At 69.9% G+C, this 12,074-nt stretch carries 11 protein-coding genes; 3 read left to right on the top strand and 8 right to left on the bottom strand.

The genetic code is table 11. The features are described 5' to 3' along the window. Window position 1: 1 nt before the first annotated feature. Both E1295_RS17610 and E1295_RS17605 read right to left on the bottom strand, forming a co-directional pair. Complete coding sequence (locus tag E1295_RS17610) at window positions 2-1,474, bottom strand: APC family permease (protein WP_246080108.1); 1,473 nt, start codon at window positions 1,472-1,474, stop codon at window positions 2-4. A 65-nt stretch (window positions 1,475-1,539) separates the two neighbouring features. Then, window positions 1,540-2,841 carry an MATE family efflux transporter gene (locus tag E1295_RS17605; RefSeq protein ID WP_132631393.1) on the bottom strand — a complete coding sequence of 434 codons (1,302 nt, stop codon included), beginning with the start codon at window positions 2,839-2,841 and terminating at the stop codon, window positions 1,540-1,542. Between the two features lie 280 nt (window positions 2,842-3,121). Here E1295_RS17605 and dnaB point away from each other — a divergent pair, with 280 nt between their 5' ends. Next, window positions 3,122-5,974 carry a replicative DNA helicase gene (dnaB, locus tag E1295_RS17600; protein ID WP_132631392.1) on the top strand — a complete coding sequence of 951 codons (2,853 nt, stop codon included), beginning with the start codon at window positions 3,122-3,124 and terminating at the stop codon, window positions 5,972-5,974. A 39-nt stretch (window positions 5,975-6,013) separates the two neighbouring features. Here the strand turns inward: dnaB and E1295_RS17595 are convergent, their stop codons facing one another. Then, a complete protein-coding gene (locus tag E1295_RS17595) occupies window positions 6,014-7,192 on the bottom strand; it encodes a GDSL-type esterase/lipase family protein (RefSeq protein ID WP_132631391.1) in 1,179 nt (392 codons plus the stop codon). A 34-nt stretch (window positions 7,193-7,226) separates the two neighbouring features. Further along, window positions 7,227-7,805 carry a TetR/AcrR family transcriptional regulator gene (locus E1295_RS17590; RefSeq protein ID WP_132631390.1) on the bottom strand — a complete coding sequence of 193 codons (579 nt, stop codon included), beginning with the start codon at window positions 7,803-7,805 and terminating at the stop codon, window positions 7,227-7,229. Window positions 7,806-7,965: 160 nt separating this feature from the next. Between E1295_RS17590 and E1295_RS17585 the strand changes: the two genes are divergently transcribed. Then, a complete protein-coding gene (locus E1295_RS17585; protein ID WP_132631389.1) occupies window positions 7,966-8,427 on the top strand; it encodes a universal stress protein in 462 nt (153 codons plus the stop codon). 4 nt (window positions 8,428-8,431) lie between these two features. On the opposite strand, the gene soxR is transcribed toward E1295_RS17585, so the two are convergent. Together soxR and E1295_RS17575 are read right to left on the bottom strand one after the other, a co-directional pair. Continuing rightward, entirely contained in the window at window positions 8,432-8,935 is a 504-nt protein-coding gene (soxR, locus tag E1295_RS17580; RefSeq protein WP_132631388.1) for a redox-sensitive transcriptional activator SoxR, read from the bottom strand. A gap of 9 nt (window positions 8,936-8,944) precedes the next feature. Beyond that, window positions 8,945-9,376 carry an Lrp/AsnC family transcriptional regulator gene (locus E1295_RS17575; protein WP_220448768.1) on the bottom strand — a complete coding sequence of 144 codons (432 nt, stop codon included), beginning with the start codon at window positions 9,374-9,376 and terminating at the stop codon, window positions 8,945-8,947. Between the two features lie 56 nt (window positions 9,377-9,432). Here E1295_RS17575 and E1295_RS17570 point away from each other — a divergent pair, with 56 nt between their 5' ends. Further along, window positions 9,433-10,347 carry an SMP-30/gluconolactonase/LRE family protein gene (locus E1295_RS17570; RefSeq protein WP_246080107.1) on the top strand — a complete coding sequence of 305 codons (915 nt, stop codon included), beginning with the start codon at window positions 9,433-9,435 and terminating at the stop codon, window positions 10,345-10,347. A 2-nt stretch (window positions 10,348-10,349) separates the two neighbouring features. On the opposite strand, the gene E1295_RS17565 is transcribed toward E1295_RS17570, so the two are convergent. Both E1295_RS17565 and E1295_RS17560 read right to left on the bottom strand, forming a co-directional pair. Beyond that, a complete protein-coding gene (locus E1295_RS17565) occupies window positions 10,350-11,081 on the bottom strand; it encodes an ABC transporter permease (RefSeq protein ID WP_132631387.1) in 732 nt (243 codons plus the stop codon). Next, entirely contained in the window at window positions 11,078-11,983 is a 906-nt protein-coding gene (locus E1295_RS17560; protein WP_132631386.1) for an ABC transporter ATP-binding protein, read from the bottom strand. The genes E1295_RS17565 and E1295_RS17560 overlap by 4 nt, the downstream gene beginning before the upstream one ends. Between the last annotated feature and the right edge of the window lie 91 nt (window positions 11,984-12,074).

Here is a 12,074-nt window from a genome sequence, read left to right as displayed (position 1 = left end):
CTCAGCGCCGGTGCCGTCCGCGGGGCGGCTCGACCGGGTCGCGGGGGCGGGCCAGCATGCTGTGGCGGCGGCCGTACACGAGGTAGACCAGCAGGCCGAAGGCCATCCACAGGATGAACCAGGCCCAGGTCAGCACCCGCAGGTTGACCATGAGCCAGAGGGTGGCGACCAGCGAGAGCGCGGGCAGCACGGGTGAGAGCGGCACCTGGAAGCCGCGTTCGAGGCCGGGCATGCGCCGCCGCATGACGATCACGCCCGCCGAGACGAACAGGAACGCGAAGAGCGCGCCGATCACGACGAGTTCCTGCATCGTGAGCACCGGCACGAACTCGGCCAGTACGAGCGCCACCAGGCCGATCAGCAGCGTCACCCTGGTGGGCGTGTGGTAGCGGCGGCTGACCGACGCCAGCCCTCGGGGGATCAGCCCGTCGCGGGCCATCGAGAACAGCACCCGCGTCTGCCCCACGATCAGCACCAGGATCACGGTCGTCAGGCCGAGCACCGCGCCCACGTCGATGACGTGCACCATCCAGTCGACCCCCGCCGCACGGAACGCGCTGGACAGCGGCGCCTCCACCGAGATCCGCGTGTACGACACCATGCCCACCATGACGAGGGCGACCGCGAGGTAGATGACCGTGGTGAGCACCAGGCTGCGGATCATGCCTCTGGGCACGGCCCTGGAGGCGTTGACGGTCTCCTCGGCCGCGGTGGCGACCACGTCGAACCCGATGTACGCGAACGCGATGGCCGAGGCCGCCGCGAAGATGCCGAACCAGCCGAACGCCTGGCTCTCGCCGACCACGATCTCCAGCACGGTGGCCGGCGGGGTCGGCAGCGACTTGGGCGGCACGTAGAACTCGCCGATGTTCGCCACGTCGACCTGGGTCAGGCCGACCACGATCACCGCGCCCACGGCCACCAGCTTGGCCGACACCATGATCCACAGTGCCCGCAGCCCGACCCGCGCACCGAGCGCCACGATGCCGGTGAGCGCCAGCAGGATCACCAGCACCAGCACGTCGCCGACGAGTTCGGGGTTCGCCACGCGCACGCCGAAGGCGGTGACGGCCCCGACCGTGATCGCGGCCCACGCCCTGGCCACCACGGCCGCGGCGAACTGCAGCTCCAGGATCAGCGCCCAGCCGATGATCCACGCCCATACCTCGCCGAAGATGACGTACGTGAAGGTGTAGGCGCTGCCCGAGGCCGGCATCGTGGACGCCAGTTCGGCGTAGCACAGGCAGGCGAGCAGGCACGCGATTCCCGCGATCATGAACGACAGGATCACGCCGGGGCCCGCCGTGGTGGCGGCCTGCCGGCCGGCGATGCTGAAGATGCCCGCGCCGATCATCACGCCGAACCCGAGCACCACGAGATCGGCCGGGCGGTAGACCTCGGCCAGGCTGTGCCGGGCGCCGGTGCGCAGCCCGCGCGCCTCAGAAGGTGGCAGTCGTCGCAGAATCGTGGACACGGAACACCCCTTGGGGACCTCGCCCACCATGTCTCACCACGTGGACGACGGCAAGCACGGGCAGGTCACGCCCCGGTCACCAGCCAGGCAGTGCCGGCGGCCCGGCGTACCAGGGTGATCAGGCGGGCGACCATCCACACCCCGAGCGCGCACCAGAGAGCGACCACGCCGAAACCGGTGGCGAGGAGGGCGGCCGGCAGGTAGGCCAGCGTCGTCCACACCCCCGCCCACGCGAGGTAGCGCTGGTCGCCCGCGCCGATCAGCACGCCGTCCAGCACGAACACCACCCCGCACACCGGCTGGAACAGCGCCACCGGCCACAACACGGCCAGCAGCAGCCCGGTGACCGCGGGATCGGCGTCGAACAGCCCGGGGAGCAGCGGCCGCGCCGCGAGCACGAGCCCGCCGAGCACGATGCCCGACCCGATTCCCCACTGGACCATGCGCCTGGTGGCGTCCCTGGTGGCGGCGACGTCGCCGGCGCCGAGCGAACGCCCCGTGATGGCCTGCCCGGCGATGGCGATGGCGTCGAGGGCGAAGGCGAGCAGCGTCCAGACCTGGGTGGCGATGGCGAACGCGGCCAGCTCGGCCTGGCCCATCCTGGTGGCGACCATGGTGGCCACCAGCAGTACCGCCCGCAGGCACAGCGTACGGATGAGCAGCGCGAACCCCGCAGTGCCCGCCTGCCTGAGCCCTTCGCGGCGGGGCGTCAGCGCCGTGCCGAGCCGCCGCGCCCCTCTGACCACCACGACGAGGTAGACGGCGGCGCCCAGCGTCTGCGCCAGCACCGTGCCCCAGGCCGATCCGGCGATGCCCCACCCCAGGCCCAGCACGAACCACGCGTTGAGCGCCGCGTTCAGCGCGAACGAGCCCACGGCCACCACCAGCGGCGTCACCGTGTCCTGCAGCCCGCGCAGCACGCCGGTACCCGCCAGCACGACCAGCATCCCGGGCGCGCCGAGCAGGCTGATCCGCAGGTACGTCACCGCCTGCGCGCTCTGCTCCTGTGCCGCCCCGAACACCTCCACGATGGCCGGCGCGAGCGGCCAGCACACGGCGATGAGCGCCACGCCGATGCCTAGCGCCAGCCAGATCCCGTCCACGCCGCTGCGCATGGCCCGATCGTGGTTGCCGGCGCCGCTCTGGCGCGCCACGGAGGCCGTGGTGCCGTACGCGAGGAACACGCAGAGGTTGACCAGCGTGGTGAGGACCGCGCCCGCCACCCCCAGCGCGCCCACCGCCGTGGTGCCCAGGCCGTGTCCCACGATGGCGTAGTCGGCCAGCAGGAACAGCGGTTCGGCGACCAGTGCGCCGAACGCGGGCACGGCCAGCCGCAGAATCTCCCGGTCTCTGGTGGTAATGGGCATTGCTCCATTATGGCCCTTACACGGCATGTCGGGAAAACTTTCTTCCCTCCACAGTCGGTGGACAGTGTTTGTGCAGGTCGGGGCGGCTTCGGTGGAGACGTGAAAGAGTTATCCACAGTCACGTCCACAGGCCTTTCACAGGCTGGGGGCGTTAGTGCACAGCTTGACCACAACGTTGTCCACAGGCCACGTTGCCGACTGACCGCGACTCCGAGAAACTGTCAGACCGGTCGACTACAAGTGGGGGTGGTGCGACCGCCTGCGAGGTTGAGGGGGCGCGATGAGCATCGACGAAGAGACCGGTGGCGCAGGCCCAGGTTTCGAGCGCACCCCGCCGCACAACATCGACGCGGAGCAGTCGGTGCTGGGCGGCATGCTCCTGTCGAAGGACGCCATCGCCGACGTCGTCGAGATCCTGCGTTCCGACGACTTCTACCGTCCCGCGCACCAGATGGTCTACGACGTCATCACCGACCTCTACGGCCGGGGCGAGCCGGCCGACGCCGTCACCGTCTTCGACGAGCTGCAAAAACGCGGCGAGATGGCCAGGGTCGGCGGCGCCGCCTACCTTCACACGCTCACGGCCGTCGTCCCCACCGCCGCCAACGCCGGCTACTACGCGAAGATCGTCCGGGAGCAGGCGATCCTGCGCCGCCTCATCGAGGCCGGCACCCGCATCGTCTCCTACGGCTTCGGCGGCCAGAACGAAGAGGTCGACGACCTCGTCGACCGCGCCCAGGCCGAGATCTACAAGGTCACCGAGCGCCGCACGTCGGAGGACTACGCGCCGCTGGCCGACATCATGCCCGGCGCGCTCGACGAGCTGGAGGCCATCGGCAGCCGCGGCGGCCAGATGGTCGGCGTGCCCACCGGCTTCCAGGACCTCGACCAGCTCACCAACGGCCTCCACCCCGGGCAGATGATCGTCGTGGCCGCCCGCCCGGCCATCGGAAAGGCGCTCGCGCTCGACACCCCGCTGCCCACGCCTACGGGCTGGACGACGATGGGTGAGGTCAAGGTCGGCGATCAGCTGATCGGAGCCGACGGATGCCCGACGCGGGTGGTCGCCGCAACGGACATCATCTACGCCCGGCCGTGCTATGAGGTGGAGTTCGGCGACGGCACCGTGATCGTCGCGGACGCGCAGCATCAGTGGCGCACCACCACCCGTGCGTCCAGGCGGGCCGCGCACGCCGGCCGCGCTCTCTACTGGTCCGACGCAGCGGTGCGGCGGGTGGAAGAAGCTTGCCGGTCGGCTTGTACCGAGGCTGACAAGCCGGTCACTCACCGCGAGGCGCTTGCGCTCGTGGGGGAGGAATTCCGCCATGTCCTGCACACGGTGCAGAAGGAGATCCGGTGCGTCGGCAAGATTCCTGCCCGCGTGGGTGGGCCGATCCGCACCGACTACGTACGACACCTCCCGGCCTATCCGGCGGCGCAGCTTTTCGGAGCCCTCTATGCGCGGGTCACGACGCCGAAGAACGCAGCCCTGACGGCAGAGAGCGTGGTCACCACTGAGGAGCTCGCGGCTTCCTTGCGCTGTGCGTCTGACAACCGGCCCAACCACGCGGTGGCGGTCGCGGCGCCCTTCGACCTCGCGCCACAGGAGGTGCCGCTGCCGCCGTACGCGCTCGGAGTCTGGCTCGGTGACGGCGAGAGCGCGGCGGCACGCTTCACCACGACCGACCCGGAGATCATCGCCACTCTGAGGGCCGAAGGGCTGCGCATCACGCGAGCGGGCTCCACCATCACCTATCGCATGAGTCTTCCCGAGCCGGGGCCCGTCGGCGTCCGTGCCTGCGTGGTGTGCGGTTCCACGTTCGTTCCGCGGACTGCCGAGGTGCGCACGTGCGGCCGCACCTGTGGAGGCGAGGCGCGATTCGTCTCAGCGCCCGTGGTGGCACCGACGTGTTCTGATTGTGATCGGCCTACGAGCGGCCTGCGACGTTGTCAGGAGTGCCACAGGAGTCATGGCACCGTTCAGGGCATCCTGCGTACGCTCGGAGTCCTCCGTGACAAGCACATCCCGCGGGTCTACCTGCGTGGGTCGGAGCAGCAGAGGCGTGAACTGCTGGCCGGCCTGCTCGACACTGACGGTTATGTCAGCGCAGCCGGGCAGATCCAGCTCGCGCTGACGAACCGAAGGCTCGCCCATGACGCCCTCGAGCTCATCCTGAGCCTCGGCTATAAGGCCACCATGCGGACGAAGCCGGTCAAGGGCAGGACCGAGGACTCCTCCACCTACTACATGATCAACTTCACCACTTCTGACAAGGTCTTCCGGCTGTCCCGCAAGGCGTCCAGGCAGGTCGGCGCGGCACACCCGACCACGCTGGTCCGCTACATCGTCGACGTCCGCCCTGTCCCATCGCGCCCCGTCCGATGTGTTGAAGTGGACAACGCCGACCACATGTACCTTGCGAGCAGATCATGTATACCGACGCACAACAGCACGCTCGGTCTGGACTTCGCCCGGTCTGCAGCTATTAAGCATGGGATGACCACGGTCATCTTCTCGCTGGAGATGTCCCGCAACGAGATCACCATGCGTCTGCTGTCCGCCGAGGCCCGCGTGGCGCTGCACGCCATGCGCTCCGGCATGATGGGCGACGACGACTGGACCCGTCTGGCCCGCCGCATGAGCGAGGTGGCGGAGGCGCCGTTGTTCATCGACGACTCGCCCAACATGTCGATGATGGAGATCCGGGCCAAGTGCCGGCGGCTCAAGCAGCGTAACGACCTGAGGTTCGTGGTCATCGACTACCTCCAGCTGATGAGCTCGCCGAAGAGGGTCGAGAGCCGCCAGAACGAGGTCTCCGAGATCTCCCGTGCCATCAAGCTGCTGGCCAAGGAGCTGGAGGTCCCCGTCATCGCGATCTCCCAGCTCAACCGAGGCCCCGAACAACGCACCGACAAACGCCCTCAAGTGAGCGATCTGCGCGAAAGTGGTTCTATCGAGCAGGATGCCGACATGGTGATCCTTCTGCACCGGGAAGACGCCTACGAACGCGAGTCGCCCAGGGCGGGCGAGGCCGACCTGATCGTGGCCAAGCACCGTAACGGCCCCACCGCCACCGTGACGGTGGCGTTCCAGGGCCACTACAGCCGGTTCGTCGACATGGCCCAGCACTAGCGACCCGCCAGTGGCCGCGCGGCCGGGCCGGCGCGGCCGTCAGCCGGTCTTCGCGGCGAAGGGGCCGCCGTCGCCGAAGACGAGCCGCGCGAAGTTCTCGCCGATGCGGCGGTGCGCCGCGGGATCGGGGTGGACCTCGTCGGGCAGGGGGAACTCGGCGTGGTCGTTCTCGCCGTAGAGGGCACGGCCGTCGAGGTAGTGCAGGTTCGGGTCGTCGGCCGTACGTTGGTCGACGATCCGCGCGAGTTCGTCGCGGACGATGTTCAGGGTCAGGCGCCCGGCGGCGCGCTCGGCCGGGTCGCCCGTGGCCTTGAATCGCAGGGTCACGCCGTCGTAGTCGGGCGCGAGCGGGCCGGGGGTGTCCTCCTGCACCGGGCACAGGATGGGGGAGACGACCAGGAGCGGAGTGGTCGGATGCCCTTCGCGGATGGTGTCCAGGAAGCCGTGGACCGCGGGGGTGAAGGCGCGCAGCCGCATCACGTCGCCGTTGACGACATTGATGCCGAGCTTGACGCTGATCAGGTCGGCGGAGGTGTCGCGCATCGCGCGGGCGGTGAACGGGTCGAGCAGCGCGCTGCCACCGAACCCCAGGTTGACCAGCTCCGCTTCGCCCTGGGCGGCCGCCAGGGCAGGCCAGGTCGCGGTCGGGTGGGTGGCGTTCGAGCCGTGGCTGATGGAACTGCCGTGGTGCAGCCACACCCTGCGCCCGCTGTCTCGCGCCGGCTCGACCGGGGCGTCGGTGCGCAGGGCGATCAGCTCGGTGACCTCCGTGTGCGGGAGCCAGATCTCGATGTCCTTGTCGCCCGCCGGCAGATCGGTGAACCGGGCGGTGCCGGCCGGCCCCTCGCGCACCTCGGCCGACTGGGTGACCATGTCGGTGATCGTACGGACCCGGCCGCACGCCACGGTGGCCTGGGCGGCGAGCCGGCCGTCGGCCAGCAGGTCGTAGACGCCGTCGGCCGGGGGCGGGAAACCCTGGAAGACCCGCTTGGTGGGTAGGGTGTCCAGCTCGATCGCGGTGGCGCGGGTGCGGAAGGCCAGCCGTACGCCGGAGGGCTGGGCCTCGGCCGTGGCCAGCCGGTCGTCGGGGATCTGCCGGCGTGCCCACGCGGTCAGCCGATGCGGCAGCAGGCCGTGCGGGGTCGTCTCCACGTCGAGTGCGCCGCGCAACAGCTCCGCGGTGACAGGCGTGGTGATCAGGTCGTGTCGGGTGGTCATGGTCTCCGCCTGTCGGTAGAGGTGGTCAAGATGGTCATCGGCTACGGTCCGCGGACAGGCTCCGTAGGAGGAGGTCGAGGGAGTCCACAACCCAGGCCCAGGATTCCTGCGGGTCGACGGGAGTGTGGCTGAAGCCTCCGGCCTCCTCCAGGCTGACGTAGCCGTGGAAGACGCTGCCCAGCATCCGGACCGCGTGCGTCTGGTCCGGCTCGCTCAGGTCGTAGCCGCGCAGGATCGCCCGCGTCATCTGCGAGTGGCGTACGCCGGCGCCGGCGGCCGCCGTCTCCGGGTCGAGCCGGAGCCGGGCGGCGGCGTAGCGGCCGGGGTGCTCGCGGGCGTAGTCACGGTAGGCGTCGGCGAACGCGGCCAGGGCGTCCTTGCCGGCCCGTCCGGCCAGGGCGGCGGCCACCCGGTCGGCGAGCTCCTCCAGGGCGAACAGGGCGATCCTGGTCTTGAGGTCGTGGGAGCCCTTCAGGTGCGAGTAGAGGCTCGCGACCTTGACGTCGAACCGCCGGGCCAGCGCCGAAACGGTCACCTGGTCGAAGCCGACCTCGTCGGCCAGCTCCGCCCCCGCCCGGGTCAGCCGTTCGGGGGTCAGCCCTGCTCTCACCATAAGCTTCCTCCTGTTAGCCGACAACCATAAGGCATGGGCCTAAAGGTTTTAGGCAATGGTGTGACCAAGCAGACAGCGGTCACCGGAATGGCGCCTGATCGCTCCGGTGCTTCACCGGTGGAGCTTCGGTGCTCTGCCGAAGAGCGAAGGGAAGAACGCCATGACCATCCTCGTCGCCTACGACGGCTCGGCCGACGCGCGCGCCGCCATCGAGTTCGCGGCCAAGCACCTGACCGCCGAGCCTGCCGTCGTCGTCACGGTGTGGGAGCCGCTGCTCGTACAGATCAGGAGGTTTCCGCTGGCCGCGGCGGCGTTCGACGCGGGAGCCGAGGACGAGGCTCACGCGCAGGCCGAGCAGCACGCCAGGGAGGGGGCGGAGCTCGCGATCGCGGGCGGGATGTCCGACGTCACCTACCGGGCGGTGGCCGACAACGAGTCGATCTGGAAGAAGATCGTGGACGTGGCGGACGAGGTCGACGCCTCGCTCGTCGTCACCGGCTCGCGCGGCCTGGCAGGGGTCAGGTCGGTGCTGCTCGGCAGCGTCTCCAACCACGTGCTGCACCACGCGGGCCGGCCCACGCTCATCGTCCCGCCGGTCCCGCCGCAGAAGGACCCGTCGTAGGGGCTCAGGGCACCTCGGCCGGCGGGACGCAGCAGGACGGGTGCGGAGGGCACAGCCGGGTGTCGATGCGCCGCGCGCCCGGCCCCTCGTCGCCGAGCCGATCGTACGGGTTGGCCACCGGGCACCGGTCCAGCGACAGGCAGCCGCACCCGATGCAGTCGGTGAGGTCGTCGCGCAGCCGCTGGAGCTGCTCGATGCGGTCGTCGAGCTCGCCCCGCCAGGCGGCCGACAATTGGGCCCAGTCGTCGCGGGTGGGGGTGCGTTCGTCGGGCAGCCGGCTGAGGGCGTCCTTGATGGTCTTCAAGGGGATGCCGATGCGCTGCGCCAGCCGGATGAAAGCGACCCTGCGCAGGCTGTCGCGGGTGTAGCGGCGCTGGTTGCCGGCCGTGCGGCGGCTCGTGATCAGGCCCTTGGCCTCATAGAAGTGCAGGGCCGAGACGGCGACGCCGCTGCGTTCGGCGAGCTGGCCCACGGTGAGCTCTCGTGTGTTCCAGGCGACCTTGGTCATACCTGGAGCTTACTTGAGGGTCCGTTCGAAGAGCGTCTCCAGGACGACGACCGTCTGGGTGCCGGTCACCCCGTCCACCTGGAAGACCCGGCGCAGGAGGTCCTGCAGTTCCTTGGGTCCGCTCGTACGCACCTTGAGCAGCACCGACGCGGGACCCGCGATGACGTGCGCCTCCTCGATCTCCGGGATCGCGGCCAGCCGGTCACCGCTGTCGCCCATCCAGGTGCTGCCGTCGACCAGCACGTATGCGGTCACCGCGCGCCCCATCGCCTCCTGGTCGACCTCGATCGTGGTGCGCCTGATGACGCCGCGCTCGCGCAACTTGCGCACCCGCTCGTGCGCGGCGCCGCTGGACAACCCCACCGCCTTGCCGAGCATCGCGTACGACCGCGTCGCGTCGTCCTGGAGCAGCCCGATCAGCATTCTGTCTATATCGTCCACAGCAGGATGATATCTCGCACTTTGCCCTAAGCTCCGAACTCCGTATGGTGGATGCCATGATGGACACGATCCCCACTGAGTTCGACGTGCTCGACGAGCGGTTCGCCGCGGTCAACGGAGACGACAGGGTCGAACGCCTCCACACCGGCACCCGCTGGGCGGAGGGCCCGGTCTACTTCCCGGCCGGCCGGTTCCTCGTCTGGAGCGACATCCCCAACGACCGCATGCTGCGCTGGGACGAGACGACCGGCGTGGTCGGCACCTTCCGGCAGCCGGCCGGCTACTCCAACGGCAACACCCTCGACCGCGAGGGCCGGATGATCACCTGCGAGCACGGCAACCGCCGGGTCACCCGCACCGAGCACGACGGCTCGATCACGGTGATCGCCGACCGCTGGCAGGGCAGGCGGTTCAACAGCCCCAACGACGCGGTGGTGCGCTCCGACGGCTCCATCTGGTTCACCGACCCGCCGTACGGCATCCTCAGCGACTACGAGGGCCACGCGGCCGAGCAGGAGATCGACGGCTGCCACGTCTACCGCGCCGACCCGGTGACGGGCGAGGTCCGCGTCGTGGCCGACGACTTCGTACGGCCCAACGGCCTGGCCTTCTCGCCGGACGAGAGCCTGCTGTACATCGCCGACACGCGGGCCAGGCACCTGCGGGTGTTCGACGTACGCGAGGACGGTTCTCTCGCGGGCGGCAAGGTGTTCGCCGAGGGCACCGAGAGCGACAACTACGACGGCATCCGGCTCGACCACACCGGCCGCGTCTGGACCGCGGCCGGCAAGGCGGTGCTCTGCTACGACCCCGACGGCACGCTGATCGGCCGGCTCAGGCTGCCGGAGTTCACCGCCAACCTGGTGTTCGGCGGGCCCAAGCGCAACCGCCTGTTCATCACGGCCTCGACCTCGCTCTACTCGCTGATGACCAGCGTGACCGGCGCGCTTCCCGTGTGGGCCGCGCGCTAGCCTCACTCCCACCGGAAGAGCCATACGGCCAGACCACCGAAGATCACCAGCCCGGCGGCGACCACCGCGAGGTGCCCGAGCTCGGGAGACTGCCCGGCCCAGGCGTCCTTGAGCGCCTGGGCGAACGGCCCCGCCACGGAGAAGTCGCTGACGGCGCGCAGCGCGTCCGGCATGACGTCGCGCGGCACCCACATCCCGCCCAGGAACATCAGCGGGAACATGACCACGGTCCCGATGCCGGGCGCGGTCTTGCCGTTCGGCGCGAGCGCGGCGATCACCAGCCCGATGGCCAGCAGCGCGGCGCTGCCCAGCAGGAACACGAGCACGAAGACCACCGGCCGCCCCGGCAGCGGCGCGCCGAACACCACGGTGGCGGCCAGGATGAGCAGGGCCGCGGACACCACGCCGACGACCAGGTTGATCAGCAGTTGCACGCCGAGCAGCCGCGCGGGATGCACGGGCGTGGTGGACATCCGCCGGAGCACCCCCCGTTCGCGGTACGTGGTGAGCACCGCGGGCACGATGCTGCAGGAGAGCGTGAGCAACGCCAGCAGCGTCATCATGGTGGGCAGCTGGGCGTCCACCATGCGCTCGCCCGACTCTCCGGCCTGCGTCATGACCGGGATGCTGAGGCCCAGCACGAGCAGCAGCCCGACCGGCAGCCCGATCGTGAACAACAACGACGGCCAGTCACGCAAATAGAGCCTGGTCTCCAGGACCAATATCTTCGTCATGAGAGTTTCCTTCCGGTGAGCGCGAGGAACGCGTCGTCGAGCGTGGCCCGCTCGATGCGCAGGTCTCCGGGTACGATCTGCTCCCGGGCGAGCGCCAGGGTGACGGTGGGGGCGAGGTTGCCCGAGCCGGTCACCACGACCTGGTCGCCGCTCCTGGTGACGTCGCGCACCTCGGACAGGGCGAGCAGCACGGCGTCGTCGACGGGCGCGGACGGCCGGAACGTCACCCGCTGCTCGTCGCCCACCTGCGCGATGAGCCCCGACGGCGTGTCGATGGCGGCCACCTTGCCGGCGTCGATGAGCGCGAGCCGGTCGCAGAGGCGTTCGGCCTCCTCCATGAAGTGCGTGACGAGCACGATCGTCACCCCGGATGCGCGTACCTGCTCGACCAGCTCCCAGGTGTCCCTGCGGGCCTGCGGGTCGAGCCCGGTGGTCAGCTCGTCCAGCACCGCCACGCGCGGCCTGCCGACCAGTGCGAGCGCGACCGACAGCCGCTGGCGCTGCCCGCCGGAGAGCTTCTTGAACATGGTGTCGCGCTTGCCGCCGAGCCCGACCCGCTCGATCAGCTCGGACCAGTCGGCGGGGTCGGGGTAGAAGGAGGCGTACAGGTCCATGGCCTCCGACACCGTGATCTTCTCCGGCAGCTCGGCGCTCTGCAGCTGCATGCCCAGCACCTGACGCAGCTCGTCCCGGTCGCGCCGGGGGTCGAGCCCGGCCACCTGTACGGTGCCGCCGTCCGGCACCCGCAGGCCCGCGACGCACTCCACGGTCGTGGTCTTTCCCGCGCCGTTCGGGCCGAGGATGCCGAAGATCTCGCCCTCCGCCACCTCGAAGGACACGTCCTCGACCGCCACGTGGTTCGGATACTGCTTGCGCAGGTTCCTGACCTCGATGATTTTCATGTCATCGACGCTAGAAAGCCGGCGGGCGCGGGAGAATCCGGGTGGATGCCCGCCAAGGGTGTACTTAGATGCAGTGACCGTGGCGCACCGT

The organism is Nonomuraea mesophila (assembly GCF_004352805.1).
GTDB classification, from domain to species: Bacteria; Actinomycetota; Actinomycetes; order Streptosporangiales; family Streptosporangiaceae; genus Nonomuraea; species Nonomuraea longispora.
This window is presented reverse-complemented; position numbering and strand designations above follow the sequence as displayed.